This is a genomic window from Pseudomonas kielensis (genome assembly GCF_030505375.1).
Classification (GTDB): Bacteria; Pseudomonadota; Gammaproteobacteria; order Pseudomonadales; family Pseudomonadaceae; genus Aquipseudomonas; species Aquipseudomonas kielensis.
The window spans coordinates 3,643,832-3,658,393 of the sequence record NZ_CP130043.1; the positions used below are offsets into that span (position 1 = coordinate 3,643,832).

A 14,562-nucleotide genomic window follows, 5' to 3' on the forward strand; every position below is an offset into this window, starting at 1 on the left:
AGGGTAAAAAGTCTGGAGGACATCATAAGGGGGCGCTCTGGAAATGGGTAGTTTACAAAAGCCTGGAGGTGCCCGACCAAAGCCGACTGTTCGACCGGGGCCGGGGCTGTATACTTGCGCTCTATTTGAGGAGCGCTCCATGGTCGAAGATGTTGAACTCAATCGCCTCTACTGGCACAGCCGCCGCGGCATGCTTGAACTTGACGTGTTGCTGGTGCCCTTTGTCAAAGAGGTTTATGCGCACCTGAACCAGGTCGATCGCGACTGCTACGTCAGGTTGCTCGAATGCGAAGACCAGGACATGTTTGGCTGGTTCATGGAGCGTTCCGAATCGGAAGATCCCGAGCTGCAGCGCATGGTCCGGATGATTCTGGATCGTGTCCAGCCCAAGTAGTTTCGAATGCCGCTGGCAGGCCTCACGGCAACTGCTGGCGGCCTATCTCCTGGCCCAGCTGTTCGCGCTGGGCTCGCTGTTTCTACTCGATATTCCCCTATGGCCCCGTCTGGCGGGTGTCTTGCTGTGCCTGGCGCACGGCGCCTGGGTGCTGCCGCGGCAGATTCTCCTGAACCATCCCTCAGCCTTCAGTGGCTTGCGTCGCGATGCCGATGGCTGGCAATTGTGGAGTCGGGCCGGTGGCTGGCAGGCAGTGCAGTTGCGCCCCGACAGCCTGGCCTTGCCGGCGATTGTGGTGCTGCGCTTTCGTTTGCGTGGCGAGTGGTGGCTGCGCTCGATCTGTGTGCCGCGCGATGCCCTGGCGCCGGATGTTCACCGGCGCCTGCGGGTACGGCTCAAGTTCAGTCGGCGTAGGTGGGCGGCACCAGGATAGTGTCCAGCGCTTGTGGCAACAGGTCCGGATAATCGAGGGTGTAGTGCAGGCCGCGGCTTTCCTTGCGTTCCATGGCTGACTGGATCATCAGTTCGGCTACCTGGGCCAGGTTGCGCAGCTCGATCAGGTCGCGGCTGACTTTATAGTTACTGTAGAACTCGTCGATCTCGTCCAGCAGCAGGCGCACGCGGTGCTGGGCGCGCTGCAGGCGCTTGTTGGTGCGCACGATGCCGACGTAGTCCCACATGAACCGACGCAGTTCATCCCAGTTGTGGGCGATGATCACGTCTTCGTCGGAGTCGGTGACCTGGCTGGCGTCCCAGACGGGCAGGGCGTTGGGGATCGACACCTGGGGCAGTTGCGCAAGGATGTCCGCGGCTGCCGAGCGGGCGTAGACGAAGCATTCGAGCAGCGAGTTGCTGGCCATGCGGTTGGCACCGTGCAGGCCGGTGAAGCTGGTTTCGCCAATGGCATAGAGGCCGGGGACGTCGGTGCGCCCCTGCTGGTCGACCATCACTCCGCCACAGGTGTAGTGCGCCGCCGGGACGACCGGGATCGGCTGGCGGGTAATGTCGATGGAGAACTCCAGGCAGCGCTCATAGACCGTCGGGAAGTGACTCTTGATGAAGGCTTCGGGTTTGTGGCTGATGTCCAGGTAGACGCAGTCGATCCCCAGGCGCTTCATTTCGTGGTCGATGGCCCGGGCCACGATGTCCCGTGGTGCCAGCTCGGCCCGTGGGTCGAAGCGCTGCATGAAACGCTCGCCGTTGGGCAGCTTGAGATGCGCTCCCTCGCCGCGCAAGGCTTCGGTGATGAGGAAACTCTTGGCTTGCGGGTGGTACAGGCAGGTCGGGTGGAACTGGTTGAACTCCAGGTTGGCCACGCGGCAGCCCGAGCGCCAGGCCATGGCGATGCCGTCGCCACAAGCGCCGTCGGGGTTGCTGGTATAGAGGTAGACCTTGGCCGCGCCACCGGAGGCAAGGATCACGAACCGCGCGCCGTAGGTGTCGACCTGGCCGGTGCCGCGATTGAGCACATAAGCGCCAAGGCAGCGATCGCCTTCCAGGCCGAGGCGTTTTTCGGTGATCAGGTCAACGGCGACCCGTTGTTCCAGCAGTTCGATGTTCGGGCGTAGCCGCGCTTGCGCCAGCAAGGTGTTGAAGATTGCAGCGCCGGTGGCATCGGCCGCGTGAATGATACGCCGATGGCTATGGCCACCCTCACGGGTCAGGTGGAATTCAAAACCGCCGTCTTCGGTGCCGGACTGTTCGTCGCGGGTGAAGGGCACGCCCTGGTCGATCAGCCACTGAATGGCTTCGCGGCTGTGCTCCACGGTGAACCGCACCGCGTCTTCGTGACACAAGCCACCGCCCGCGTTGAGGGTGTCATCGACATGGGATTCAACGGTGTCGGTGTCGTCCAGCACGGCGGCGACACCGCCCTGGGCCCAGTAGGTGGAACCGTTGGCGAGGTTGCCTTTGCTCAATACCGCAATGCGCAAATGATCAGGCAACGTCAGTGCCAGACTCAGACCGGCAGCGCCGCTGCCAATCACCAGAACATCGTGTTGAAACTGTTGGCTCATTTCAGGATTCCGCTCAAAGCGACCCGGGACGGGGTTGGCGCAAGACACCTGAATCGGCGAGTCGAGACAGCCACACAGCGCACTAGTATATAGAGGGGTGGATCGGCACAATAGCCGAGCCTTCGTGGCAATGTGAAACTACTGTGACGGAAAAGACGGATGTCTGTGTCGGGTGTTTTACCTCGTGAGGAGGCAAAATGCTTGGTTTTTCGGCGACAGAGCCTGCTTTTTCGCCTCGTGGTTGCACATTGTTGGTTTCGCCCGGCTATAAAGATTTGGAACTTTTGCCTAGGCTCCAAACTCAATAGAAGGTTGCCTGAAACAAGGGACGACGTCGGTTTCACGCAGGATCTGTGTTCCGGTCATTGCGTATGGATTCGACAACAAGATTATTCGCGCAGCCGGTCAAGCCGTGCTGCGTTTTTCGTGTGTGCCAAATCAGCGCGCGCCGGAAACTTGCTTGGAGGGGGAGAACTTTTGCGAAAAGCCCGAGTCTATGTTTGCAAGCCTGAACGATTAGCCATGCAAGCCTCCTCCGAGCTTATCGAGGAGTGTTCATGCTAACCCAGGAAGAGGATCAGCAGCTGGTCGAACGCGTTCAGCGCGGCGACAAGCGTGCTTTCGATCTGCTAGTGCTGAAATACCAGCACAAAATTCTCGGGTTGATCGTGCGTTTTGTGCACGACACCCATGAAGCCCAGGATGTTGCACAAGAGGCCTTTATCAAGGCTTACCGTGCGCTTGGAAATTTTCGCGGGGACAGCGCGTTTTATACGTGGCTTTACCGCATTGCCATCAACACGGCGAAGAACTATCTGGTTTCACGCGGCCGCCGGCCGCCGGATAGCGATGTCAGTTCTGAAGATGCGGAGTTCTACGACGGCGATCACGGCCTCAAGGATCTCGAGTCACCGGAACGCGCATTGCTGCGGGATGAGATCGAAGGCACCGTCCATCGAACCATTCAGCAATTGCCAGAAGATTTACGTACTGCGCTAACTTTACGTGAGTTTGATGGTCTGAGTTACGAGGACATTGCGAGCGTCATGCAATGTCCGGTGGGTACCGTGCGCTCCCGGATCTTCCGCGCTCGGGAGGCCATCGATAAAGCCCTGCAACCCCTGTTGCAGGAAAACTAAAGACAGCGGCGACAGCCAAGAGAGGAACGCCATGAGTCGGGAAGCCCTGCAGGAATCGCTGTCCGCAGTGATGGATAACGAAGCGGACGAACTGGAATTGCGTCGGGTGTTGAATGCCTTCGACGATGTTGAAACCCGCGAAACCTGGGCGCGTTACCAGATTGCCCGGGCAGTGATGCACAAGGACTTGCTGATCCCCCGTCTGGACCTGGCTTCGGCCGTCTCGCAAGCGCTGGCTGATGAAGCCGTGCCAGCGAAAGTCAGCCGTGGACCGTGGCGTAGCTTGGGCCGCCTGGCCGTTGCGGCATCCGTGACTGTTGCGGTGCTGGCAGGTGTGCGTCTGTACAACCAGGATGAGATCGCTGGCGTCGAATTGGCTCAGCAAAACACTCAACCGGGTCTGACCGTTCCTCAAGTCAAGGGCCCAGCCGTTTTGGCAGGCTACAATGAGAGTTCGCAAGCCACAGGGCCTATGGCCAATGGTGTCTTGCAAGGTCAGCCAGGCTGGCACGATCAGCGCCTGCCGGGTTATCTGCGTCAACATGCTCAACAAGCTGCACTCAAAGGTACTGAAAGTGCCCTGCCTTATGCTCGTGCAGCGAGCCAGGAAACCCGTTAAGGAGGATCATGCGCGCCATCCCTCTACTTACGCTTTTACTCAGTGGCTGGTTCGTTGTTCCAGCCCATGCCGATGAGGCTCAAGACTGGTTGAACCGTCTGAGCCAGGCCGAGCAACAGCAGAGCTTTCAAGGCACTTTCATTTACGAGCGTAACGGTAGTTTTTCTACCCACAACATCTGGCATCGTGTCCAGGATGGCAAAGTCCGCGAGCGTTTGCTGCAGCTCGACGGCTCGGCCCAGGAAGTCGTGCGCATTGATGGACGTACTCAATGCGTGAGCGGCAGCCTGGTGGCAGGGCTGGAGGACACTCCCGACTCGTCCGCTCGAGCACTTGACCCTCAAAAGCTGAAGAATTGGTACGAACTTGCCGTCATCGGCAAGTCGCGCGTGGCTGGACGGCCGGCGGTGATTGTTTCGCTGACGCCCCGTGACCAGCACCGTTACGGTTTTGAATTGCATCTGGATCGGGAATCCGGTCTGCCGCTCAAGTCCTTGCTGCTCAATGAAAAAGGCCAGTTGCTGGAGCGCTTCCAGTTTACCCGCCTGGACACTGCTGACGTGCCGGACGACCAGGACCTGCAGGCCAGTGACGAGTGCAAGATCGTGGCCCTGGACAGCAATAAGGCATCGGCGGCGAAGACGGCCCAGGCCTGGCACTCCGATTGGTTGCCGCCGGGGTTCGAGTTGACCAGCAGTAGCACCCACAAGGATCCGCAGACCAAGGTTCAGGTCAGTAGCCTGATGTATGACGACGGGCTGGCGCGTTTCTCGGTGTTCCTCGAGCCGCTCAATGGCGAAGTGGTCACGGATACCCGCACCCAGCTTGGCCCCACCGTAGCTGTTTCACGGCGCTTGACCACACCCGATGGTGAGATGATGGTGACCGTGGTGGGTGAGATTCCGATCGGCACCGCTGAACGGATCGCGCTGTCCATGCGCAGCGCCCCATCGACATCCAAGCAGTAATTCGATCCAGTGCCGCTCATCGAACGACGGGTGGGTTGGGGTAAAGGTCGATCATGGCTGGTTTCACAATCGAGATGTCGAAATGTTTGGTGAGCATTTCAGTTTGCAAAACTTCTTAAAATTTTCTATAGGTCAGAGCCCCTCGGCTCTGGCCTTGTATAGTTGTTCCCGGAACAAAAGTACCGATGGCTGTTCCCTGGTGTTTCTTGTTCCCTATCGCTTAACCATGCTCGTTGTAACGGGAGCCGTATGTCGATACCACGTTTAAAATCCTACCTGACTATTTTTGCCACCGTGTTGGTGCTGGGTCAGACCGTAGCTGCCCAGGCAGCCGAACTACCGGACTTCACCCAACTGGTCGAGCAGGCATCGCCTGCTGTGGTGAACATCAGTACCTCGCAAAAGCTGCCGGACCGCAAAGTGTCCAACCAGCAGATGCCTGACCTGGAAGGCTTGCCACCGATGCTGCGCGAGTTTTTCGAGCGCGGCATGCCGCCACAGCAGCGTTCCCCTGGCGGTGGCCGCCAGCGTGAAGCGCAATCCCTGGGGTCGGGCTTCATCATCTCCCCGGACGGCTACATCCTGACCAACAACCATGTGATCGCCGATGCCGACGAAATCCTCGTGCGCCTGGCGGATCGCAGTGAGCTCAAGGCCAAGTTGATCGGTACTGACCCACGTTCCGACGTGGCGCTGTTGAAAATCGAAGGCAAGGACCTGCCGGTGCTGAAACTGGGTAAATCCCAGGACCTCAAGGCCGGGCAATGGGTCGTCGCCATCGGTTCGCCGTTCGGCTTTGACCATACCGTGACCCAAGGCATCGTCAGCGCCATCGGCCGTAGCCTGCCGAACGAGAACTACGTACCGTTCATCCAGACCGACGTGCCGATCAACCCGGGTAACTCCGGTGGTCCGTTGTTCAACCTGGCGGGTGAAGTGGTAGGGATCAACTCCCAGATCTACACCCGCTCCGGCGGTTTCATGGGTGTCTCGTTCGCCATTCCGATCGATGTGGCCATGGACGTCTCCAACCAACTGAAAAACGGTGGCAAAGTCAGCCGTGGCTGGTTGGGTGTGGTGATCCAGGAAGTGAACAAGGATCTTGCCGAGTCCTTCGGTCTGGACAAGCCGGCCGGCGCGCTGGTGGCCCAGATCCAGGACGACGGTCCGGCAGCCAAGGGTGGCTTGCAGGTGGGTGACGTGATTCTGAGCATGAACGATCAGCCGATCGTCATGTCGGCGGACCTGCCGCACCTGGTGGGCGCCCTCAAGGCCGGCGCCAAGGCGAATCTTGAAGTGATTCGTGACGGCAAGCGCAAAAACGTCGAGCTGACGGTTGGCGCGATTCCGGAAGAGGGCAAGGAGCTGGATGCGCTGGCCAAAAATGGTGTCGAGCGCAGCAGCAACCGCTTGGGCGTGGCCGTGATCGAGCTCAGCGATGAGCAGAAGAAAGCGTTCGACCTCAAGGGCGGCGTGGTGATCAAGGAAGTCCAGGACGGTCCTGCTTCGTTGATCGGCCTGCAGCCAGGCGATGTGATTACGCACCTGAACAATCAGGCGATCGTATCGGCGAAGGAGTTCACGGAGATCGCCAAGGCACTGCCGAAGAATCGTTCGGTGTCGATGCGGGTCCTGCGCCAAGGGCGGGCCAGCTTCATTACCTTCAAGCTGGCTGAATAAGTCGGTTGCAGCAGCACAAAGAACCGCCTCGATTGAGGCGGTTTTTTTTCGTCTGGAGAATGCACCCCAGCCAACAATGCGCCGCCCATTGGCTGATCGCGTGCTTGCTTGGCTCCTGCGGTTTGCGCAGGCAAAAGAAAACCCCCGGCAAGTCCACAGGACCTGGCGGGGGTTTTGGGTAAGCGCCGGTTGGCGCCTACGGGCTCAGCTTATTGGCAAGCTTCGCAATCCGGCTCGTCGATGGCGCAAGCCTTCGGTACTGGAGCGGGGCCAGCAGGAGCCGCCAGGACCGAGTCTTCACCGTGGTTGCCGCCGCTGGAAACAGCGTTCAGCTTGCCGGTGTTGATGGTCGACTTCTCGGTGCTGGTCGCGGCCAGGGCACGGAGGTAGTACGTGGTTTTCAGACCGCGGTACCAGGCCATGCGGTAGGTCACGTCAAGCTTCTTGCCCGATGCGCCAGCGATGTACAGGTTCAGCGATTGGGCCTGGTCGATCCACTTCTGACGACGGCTGGCCGCGTCAACGATCCACTTGGTATCCACTTCGAAGGCCGTCGCGTAGAGCTCTTTGAGTTCTTGCGGGATGCGCTCGATCTGCTGCACGGAGCCGTCGTAGTACTTCAGGTCGTTGATCATGACCGAGTCCCACAGGTCGCGCGCCTTGAGGTCGCGAACCAGGTACGGGTTGATCACGGTGAATTCGCCCGACAGGTTCGATTTCACATAGAGGTTCTGGTAGGTCGGTTCGATCGACTGCGATACGCCAGTGATGTTGGCGATGGTCGCGGTCGGTGCGATGGCCATGATGTTGGAGTTACGAATGCCTTTTTGTACACGGGCACGTACCGGTGCCCAGTCCAGGGATTCGTTCAGGTCAACGTCGATGTACTTCTGGCCACGGGCTTCGATCAGGATCTGTTGCGAGTCCAGAGGCAGGATGCCTTTGGACCACAGCGAACCCTGGAACGTCTCGTAGGCGCCACGCTCGTCGGCCAGGTCGCAGGAAGCCTGGATCGCGTAGTAGCTGACCGCTTCCATCGACTTGTCGGCGAACTCGACGGCAGCGTCGGAGCCGTAAGGGATGTGCTGCAGGTACAAGGCGTCCTGGAAGCCCATGATGCCCAGGCCGACCGGACGGTGCTTGAAGTTGGAGTTCTGCGCTTGTGGCACCGAGTAGTAGTTGATGTCGATAACGTTATCGAGCATGCGAACGGCGGTGTTCACGGTGCGTTCCAGCTTGGCGGTGTCCAGCTTGCCGTTGACGATGTGGTTCGGCAGGTTGATCGAGCCCAGGTTGCAAACGGCGATCTCGTCCTTGTTGGTGTTCAAGGTGATCTCGGTGCACAGGTTCGAGCTGTGGACCACGCCCACGTGCTGCTGCGGGCTGCGCAGGTTGCACGGGTCTTTGAAGGTCAGCCATGGGTGGCCGGTTTCAAACAGCATGGAGAGCATTTTGCGCCACAGGTCTTTGGCCTGGATGGTCTTGAACAGCTTGACCTTGCCTGGGTACTCGGTCAGGGCTTCGTAGTACTCGTAGCGCTCTTCGAAGGCCTTGCCGGTCAGGTCGTGCAGGTCCGGAACTTCGGATGGCGAGAACAGGGTCCACTTGCCGTCGTCGAAGACACGCTTCATGAACAGGTCAGGGATCCAGTTGGCGGTGTTCATGTCGTGGGTACGACGACGGTCATCACCGGTGTTCTTGCGCAGCTCGATGAACTCTTCGATGTCCATGTGCCAGGTTTCCAGGTAGGCACACACAGCGCCTTTGCGCTTGCCACCCTGGTTGACGGCAACGGCGGTGTCGTTCACTACCTTGAGGAACGGAACCACGCCTTGGGACTTGCCGTTGGTGCCCTTGATGTACGAACCCAGTGCACGTACCGGAGTCCAGTCGTTGCCCAGGCCGCCGGCGAATTTCGACAGCATGGCGTTGTCGTGGATCGCGTGGTAGATGCCCGACAGGTCATCCGGCACGGTGGTCAGGTAGCAGCTCGACAGCTGAGGACGCAGGGTACCGGCGTTGAACAGGGTCGGGGTCGACGACATGTAGTCGAAGGACGACAGCAGGTTGTAGAACTCGATCGCACGGTCTTCTTTGTGCTTCTCTTCGATCGCCAGGCCCATGGCCACGCGCATGAAGAAGATCTGTGGCAGCTCGAAGCGCACGCCATCCTTGTGGATGAAGTAGCGGTCGTACAGGGTTTGCAGGCCCAGGTAGGTGAACTGCTGGTCGCGCTCGTGGTTGATCGCCTTGCCCAGTTTTTCCAGGTCGAAGGTGGCCAGGATCGGGTTCAGCAATTCGAATTCGATACCCTTGGCGATGTAGGCCGGCAGTGCCTTGGCGTACAGGTCGACCATTTCGTGGTGGGTCGCGCTTTCGGCGACGCCGAGGAAGCCCAGGCCTTCGGCGCGCAGGGTGTCCATCAGCAGGCGGGCGGTGACGAACGAGTAGTTCGGCTCACGCTCGACCAGGGTCCGCGCGGTCATCACCAGGGCGGTGTTGACGTCGGTCAGGGCCACGCCGTCGTACAGGTTCTTCAGGGTTTCGCGCTGGATCAGGTCGCCGTCGACTTCTTCCAGGCCTTCGCAGGCCTCGGTCACGATGGTGTTCAGGCGGCCCATGTCCAGCGGTGCGAAAGTGCCATCAGCGCGGGTGATGCGGATCGAAGGGTGAGCCTGCACTGCGTCTTCGGCCGGGGCGCGGACTGCGCGCTCCTTGGAGCGGGCGTCACGGTAGATCACGTAGTCGCGAGCCACTTTCTGCTCGCCGGCACGCATGAGGGCCAGTTCGACCTGGTCCTGGATTTCTTCGATATGGATAGTGCCGCCCGATGGCATGCGGCGCTTGAAGGTCGCAGTGACCTGTTCGGTCAGGCGCGCAACGGTGTCGTGGATTCGCGACGAGGCGGCAGCGGTGCCGCCTTCAACTGCGAGAAACGCTTTGGTGATGGCGACGGTGATCTTGTCATCGGTGTAAGGAACGACAGTGCCGTTACGCTTGATCACGCGCAGTTGGCCTGGCGCAGTGGCGGACAGATCGGAGCTCGAATCTGCGCCCTGCGGCAAGGTGCCCTGCGGGTTCTCGCGAGTTGTGTCGGTTTGCATGGGTGTCTCCACATTCTCTATGTTTGTTTGGGCACCATGAAGGTGCCCACCGTTCCGTCCTGAAGCACTACAACCGGCAAGCGCCGGGCATAACAACTTCGGGACAGTAGGAAGGGGCCATCGGGCGCCGCTTCCATGCCGAAGTCTTTGGTTTCAAGCCAGGAGGCTGGAAACCGAATTCCGTTGGGGTGACAGTGAACGACTGCAACACCCGTACCGTTTTTACCGTTTTGAGCGGAAAAACAGTTGCCAACCGCGGGAGCGGTTTGGGCTTCTGAAAAAGAGTTTGGTTCAACCAAATACATGCAAGAAAAGCGCTTGAGTTTCTTGTCTGATTTGTGTTTGGTTTTTGCCTCAAAACCCTATATGTAGGGTTTTTCTGAGCGCGAGCTACAAGATAATGCGTTTCAGGGGGTGATTGCAACGTACTACCTGTGGATAAAGCTGTGCGTAAAATGTGTATGAAACAGCCAATCGTCGTGTAGGCCGCGACCCTGCTGGGGTCGACCGTTTGTCACTGTTTATTACCCAGAAAAATAGCCTGGGGGGATTTTTGCGGGCGCGAACCCTATCACAAAAAATCCCGGTTACCGAGCGCATTTGCCTGCTTGTGTTCTCAAGGGTGGGCGTTGCTACAATCGGGCGCTGTGTAAGCAGTCTTATCCACTCCAATGATGACAAAAAGATGGGTGGAGCCTTCCTTAATAGTGTTCTGGCAAGCAGAGGTCACCCGTGGAGCAAGAAGCCTGGCAGGTATTGATTGTCGAGGACGACCAGCGCCTGGCTGAGTTGACTCGTGAGTACCTGGAAAGCAATGGATTGCAGGTAACGATCGAAGGCAATGGTGCATTGGCGGCGGCGCGGATCATTGCCGAGCAGCCGGACCTGGTGATCCTTGACCTGATGCTGCCCGGTGAAGACGGGCTGACCATCTGCCGCAAGGTTCGTGACCACTACGAGGGGCCGATCCTGATGCTCACGGCGCGTACGGACGACATGGATCAGATCCAGGGCCTGGACATGGGCGCCGATGACTACGTGTGCAAGCCGGTGCGCCCACGCCTGCTGTTGGCGCGCATCCAGGCCCTGCTGCGGCGCAGCGAGGCGCCGGAACCGGCCGCACCGGAAAAACTGCGGCGCCTGCAGTTCGGCCCGCTGGTGGTCGACAACGCCCTGCGCGAAGCCTGGCTGCATGATCAGGGCATCGAATTGACCAGTGCCGAATTCGACCTGCTCTGGCTGCTGGTGGCCAATGCCGGGCGGATTTTGTCTCGCGAGGAAATTTTCACCGCGTTGCGCGGCATCGGCTATGACGGCCAGGATCGCTCCATCGATGTGCGCATTTCGCGCATCCGCCCGAAAATCGGCGATGACCCGGACCACCCGCGCCTGATCAAGACCATCCGCAGCAAAGGCTACCTGTTCGTTCCTGAAGCCTGCGTAGACCAGTCGCTGTGAACTCGATCTTCCTGCGAATCTATGGCGGCATGTGTGCGGCGCTGATTCTGGTGGCGGTCCTCGGGGTGCTGGCCTTGCACCTGCTCAACGAAGTACGCAGCGAGCAATACCGCGAGCGCCTGGCGCACGGTACGTTTTCCCTGATGGCCGACAACTTGCAACCCATGAACCCGACCGAGCGCCGGCGTGCGCTATTGGTGTGGGAGCGCTTGCTGGGTATTCCCCTGAACCTGCAGACCTTCAGCCAGACCGGCCTCGATCTGGGCGAACGCACGCGGGTACTGCGTGGCCAGGCACTGGTGCAGCAGACCGGGCCCCATGCAGCAAAGGTCTACCGGCTGGTCAGCGAACAGGAACAGTTGGTGCTGACGGGGGAAGTGCAGCAGATCAGCGAGCAACTGGCACGGGCGACTATTTATCTGTTGGCCGATGAGCTGGTGCGCTACCCGGTGGCCGAGCAGCCCAAGCGCCTGGCGGCCCTGAAAAAGGACAAGGGGTTTGGCTTCGAACTGCAACTGGTCACGGTGGACCAGGCAGACATGGACGAAGACCAGAGCCGCCGGGTATCCGAGGGCGATACCGTGATGGCGCTGGGCAAGGAGGGCGATTCGATCCGGGTGTTTGCCGGGATGGTGGGCACGCCATGGGTGCTGGAAATCGGCCCCCTGTATCAGATGAATCCATATCCGCCGCAGTGGCTGGTGCTGATTGCGGCCCTCGGGTTGAGCCTGATCGGCTTGATCGTCTACCTACTGGTGCGCCAGCTGGAGCGGCGCCTCAGCGGCCTGGAGTCGGCCGCCACGCGCATCGCCAAGGGCAGCCTGGAAACCCGCGTGCCAACCCGGGGGGCGGACTCGGTAGGGCGGCTGGCGGCGGCATTCAACGGCATGGCCGAGCACTTGCAGCAATTGCTGGCGATCCAGCGCGAACTGGTGCGTGCGGTCTCCCATGAGCTGCGTACGCCGGTGGCGCGCTTGCGGTTTGGCCTGGAGATGATCAGCACGGCGACCACCGTGCAGGCGCGGGACAAGTACCTCGAAGGCATGGACCACGACATCCAGGACCTCGATGGCCTGGTGGATGAGATGCTCACCTATGCACGGCTGGAGCAGGGGTCGCCGGCGCTGAATTTTCAGCGAGTCGACCTGGATGCCCTGGTCAATCAGGTGATCAGCGAGCTGGCACCGCTACGCGCCGAGATCCGGGTGCAGCGCGGGTTGTGCCTGTCGGCAGCCGATTGCGACGGGGCCTGGGTCGAGGCCGAGCCGCGATACCTGCACCGGGCGCTGCAGAACCTGGTGGGCAATGCCATGCGCCACGCCCAGGGGCAGGTCGCGATCAGCTATCAGGTCGGGCAGCAGCGCTGCCGGGTGGATGTCGAGGACGACGGCCCGGGAGTACCGGAAAGTGCCTGGGAAAAAATCTTCACCCCCTTTCTGCGCCTGGACGACAGCCGCACCCGAGCTTCGGGGGGGCATGGCCTGGGGTTGTCCATCGTGCGCCGGATCGTGCACTGGCACGGCGGGCGGGCGTTGATCAGCAAGAGCAAGAACCTGGGCGGGGCCTGTTTCAGCCTGAGCTGGCCACGCAACCAGGAAAAACCCGAGCGCTGAGCCCGAGGAAGGCCAATCAGGCCCTGATACTCACCAGGCTCAGCAACTGCCCCTCTTTCACCGCGAACTGCGCGTCCAGTTCGCTACCATTGCGCCATTCGCTGGACAGGTCCGTCAGTAGGCGCAGGCGCACCTGCCCGCGATCGGTCCATTCCAGCACTTCGGCATGTTCGAAATAGAAACGTTGCTGGACGATGGGGTACAGGGCCTTGAACAGGCTCTCCTTGACCGAGAACGTCAGGGTCACCGTCAAGGCCCGTTGCTCACGCCGGCCGGCCGCCATGCGTTTGAGCTCCGCCGGGGTGAGTATCTCGCCGGCCAGGCGTTCGGCGCGCTCGGCGTTGAGCAGGTTTTCCAAGTCCATGCCCAGGCCGCGCCAGTCTGCCTTTTGCGCAACGATGGCGGCGGCGTGCCCGGTGCTGTGGGTGATCGAGCCGCAGATGCCTGATGGCCAGACCGGTGCACGGTCTTCGCCAATTGCCGGACTGCAGTCCAAGCCCTGCAATTGAAGCAACGCAGCGCGTGCACACAGTCGCCCCGCGAGAAACTCGGCCTGACGCTTGGCCACCGAGCGCTGGACGCTCGGAGGTGGCTCAATCTGGCTGCGACGGAAATCGTCGGGCACCAGTAATGAGGGATCGAAGCGCGTACTGAGCAGGACCGTGTCGGGCAGTGCATCAGGCAACGGCCAGTGGTCGTCGAGGGGCGTGCAGCAGGCGGGCAGGGCGGGGAGCGGATTCATAGCGGCATTTTGCCGATTAGTCGCGAGGCTGGGTAGTGCTCAGGCGTGTCGAGCTTGTTCAGCCAGGGTTCAGCGTGTGTTCAGGGGGAGTTCAGTGGGGGGTGGTTAACCTGAGCGCATCACCCAAAAGCACATTGCGAACGAGGAATCTCAACATGACTCACTTCAAAAAGCTCATTCTGGCCATGACTGTCCTGGGCGCCAGCGCCGTGGTTCACGCTGCTGATGATAACTTCGCCAGCCTGACCCTGGGGCAAACCAGCGACAAGGTAAAAAAATCCAGCCTGCTGAACAGCAACCTCGATCACCCGAACGCCAATGGCGTGATTGGCAAGGACACCACCTGGGGTGCGCGTCTCGGTCAGCAGAACAATGACCGTCGTTACTATGCCACCTACGACAACGTTTCCGGCAGCCACAACGGCATCAAGCTGCGCCAGGAAAACCTCCTCGGCAGTTACGACCTGTTCCTGCCCGTGACCAGCAGCACCAAGCTGTTCGGTGGCGCTAGCGCCGGCTTGACCAAGCTCACCCAGGATTCTCCGGGCTACAGCCGCGACAGCGACATCGGTTATGCCCTGGGCGTGCAGGGCGGCGTCCTGCAACAGGTTTCCAAGAACGCCTCGGTGGAATTGGGATACCGTTACCTGCGCAGCAATGCCAGCACTGAAATGAGTGCCCAGGGCACCAAGCGGGGCTCGTTGAGCCTGGACAGCAGCGCCCAGACCTACCTGTCCGCCAACTACGCTTTCTAAACAGCAAGCAGGACCTGAGCCGGATCGGCCCCAGAGGTGATCCGGCGCAGGCATGTCTGTAAGCTGGGTGCA

The 14,562-nt window shown here is 60.3% G+C and carries 12 protein-coding genes; 9 read left to right on the forward strand and 3 right to left on the reverse strand.

Translation table 11 applies throughout. From position 1 onward, the window contains the following. Positions 1 to 139: 139 nt before the first annotated feature. Together Q1W70_RS17045 and Q1W70_RS17050 are read left to right on the forward strand one after the other, a co-directional pair. Positions 140 to 394 carry an FAD assembly factor SdhE gene (locus Q1W70_RS17045; protein WP_095169761.1) on the forward strand — a complete coding sequence of 85 codons (255 nt, stop codon included), beginning with the start codon at positions 140 to 142 and terminating at the stop codon, positions 392 to 394. Beyond that, positions 378 to 827, forward strand: coding sequence for a protein YgfX (locus tag Q1W70_RS17050; RefSeq protein ID WP_166589142.1), 450 nt, complete (start codon positions 378 to 380; stop codon positions 825 to 827). The genes Q1W70_RS17045 and Q1W70_RS17050 overlap by 17 nt, the downstream gene beginning before the upstream one ends. On the opposite strand, the gene nadB is transcribed toward Q1W70_RS17050, so the two are convergent. After that, positions 796 to 2,412, reverse strand: coding sequence for an L-aspartate oxidase (gene nadB / locus Q1W70_RS17055; RefSeq protein ID WP_166589141.1), 1,617 nt, complete (start codon positions 2,410 to 2,412; stop codon positions 796 to 798). The genes Q1W70_RS17050 and nadB overlap by 32 nt on opposite strands. A gap of 557 nt (positions 2,413 to 2,969) precedes the next feature. On the opposite strand from nadB, the gene rpoE reads away from it, so the two are divergent. The 4 genes from rpoE to Q1W70_RS17075 all read left to right on the forward strand — a co-directional run bounded on the left by rpoE (position 2,970) and on the right by Q1W70_RS17075 (position 6,818). After that, positions 2,970 to 3,551 (forward strand): RNA polymerase sigma factor RpoE/AlgU, encoded by a 582-nt coding sequence (gene rpoE / locus Q1W70_RS17060; protein WP_003172477.1) that lies wholly within the window; start codon positions 2,970 to 2,972, stop codon positions 3,549 to 3,551. Positions 3,552 to 3,582: 31 nt separating this feature from the next. Beyond that, on the forward strand, positions 3,583 to 4,170 hold the full coding sequence (locus Q1W70_RS17065; protein ID WP_166589140.1) for a sigma-E factor negative regulatory protein: 588 nt from the start codon (positions 3,583 to 3,585) through the stop codon (positions 4,168 to 4,170). Between the two features lie 8 nt (positions 4,171 to 4,178). Further along, positions 4,179 to 5,138, forward strand: coding sequence for a MucB/RseB C-terminal domain-containing protein (locus Q1W70_RS17070; protein WP_166589139.1), 960 nt, complete (start codon positions 4,179 to 4,181; stop codon positions 5,136 to 5,138). 249 nt (positions 5,139 to 5,387) lie between these two features. After that, positions 5,388 to 6,818, forward strand: a complete 1,431-nt coding sequence (locus tag Q1W70_RS17075) for a DegQ family serine endoprotease (protein WP_166589138.1) — start codon at positions 5,388 to 5,390, stop codon at positions 6,816 to 6,818. Between the two features lie 209 nt (positions 6,819 to 7,027). Here the strand turns inward: Q1W70_RS17075 and Q1W70_RS17080 are convergent, their stop codons facing one another. Next, positions 7,028 to 9,922 (reverse strand): ribonucleoside-diphosphate reductase subunit alpha, encoded by a 2,895-nt coding sequence (locus tag Q1W70_RS17080; protein ID WP_166589137.1) that lies wholly within the window; start codon positions 9,920 to 9,922, stop codon positions 7,028 to 7,030. Between the two features lie 732 nt (positions 9,923 to 10,654). On the opposite strand from Q1W70_RS17080, the gene Q1W70_RS17085 reads away from it, so the two are divergent. Continuing rightward, the gene (locus Q1W70_RS17085) at positions 10,655 to 11,380 is read left to right on the forward strand and encodes a response regulator (RefSeq protein ID WP_166589136.1); all 726 of its coding nucleotides are present in this window, start codon (positions 10,655 to 10,657) and stop codon (positions 11,378 to 11,380) included. Continuing rightward, positions 11,377 to 12,993: an ATP-binding protein gene (locus Q1W70_RS17090; protein ID WP_166589135.1), complete on the forward strand. Its 1,617-nt coding sequence runs from the start codon at positions 11,377 to 11,379 to the stop codon at positions 12,991 to 12,993. Before Q1W70_RS17085 ends, Q1W70_RS17090 begins: the two co-directional genes overlap by 4 nt. A gap of 16 nt (positions 12,994 to 13,009) precedes the next feature. Here the strand turns inward: Q1W70_RS17090 and Q1W70_RS17095 are convergent, their stop codons facing one another. Continuing rightward, on the reverse strand, positions 13,010 to 13,735 hold the full coding sequence (locus Q1W70_RS17095) for a 4'-phosphopantetheinyl transferase family protein (protein WP_182341879.1): 726 nt from the start codon (positions 13,733 to 13,735) through the stop codon (positions 13,010 to 13,012). A 155-nt stretch (positions 13,736 to 13,890) separates the two neighbouring features. On the opposite strand from Q1W70_RS17095, the gene Q1W70_RS17100 reads away from it, so the two are divergent. After that, the gene (locus tag Q1W70_RS17100) at positions 13,891 to 14,490 is read left to right on the forward strand and encodes a hypothetical protein (protein ID WP_166589133.1); all 600 of its coding nucleotides are present in this window, start codon (positions 13,891 to 13,893) and stop codon (positions 14,488 to 14,490) included. Positions 14,491 to 14,562 lie beyond the last annotated feature (72 nt).

Excerpts from the sequence above, each read along its gene's own strand:
- Q1W70_RS17095 (WP_182341879.1), bottom strand. The coding sequence starts at position 13,735 with ATGAATCCGCTCCCCGCCCTGCCCGCCTGCTGCACGCCCCTCGACGAC.
- Q1W70_RS17065 (WP_166589140.1), top strand. The coding sequence starts at position 3,583 with ATGAGTCGGGAAGCCCTGCAGGAATCGCTGTCCGCAGTGATGGATAAC.
- Q1W70_RS17080 (WP_166589137.1), bottom strand. The coding sequence starts at position 9,922 with ATGCAAACCGACACAACTCGCGAGAACCCGCAGGGCACCTTGCCGCAG.
- Q1W70_RS17070 (WP_166589139.1), top strand. The coding sequence starts at position 4,179 with ATGCGCGCCATCCCTCTACTTACGCTTTTACTCAGTGGCTGGTTCGTT.
- Q1W70_RS17045 (WP_095169761.1), top strand. The coding sequence starts at position 140 with ATGGTCGAAGATGTTGAACTCAATCGCCTCTACTGGCACAGCCGCCGC.
- Q1W70_RS17075 (WP_166589138.1), top strand. The coding sequence starts at position 5,388 with ATGTCGATACCACGTTTAAAATCCTACCTGACTATTTTTGCCACCGTG.
- rpoE (WP_003172477.1), top strand. The coding sequence starts at position 2,970 with ATGCTAACCCAGGAAGAGGATCAGCAGCTGGTCGAACGCGTTCAGCGC.
- Q1W70_RS17100 (WP_166589133.1), top strand. The coding sequence starts at position 13,891 with ATGACTCACTTCAAAAAGCTCATTCTGGCCATGACTGTCCTGGGCGCC.
- nadB (WP_166589141.1), bottom strand. The coding sequence starts at position 2,412 with ATGAGCCAACAGTTTCAACACGATGTTCTGGTGATTGGCAGCGGCGCT.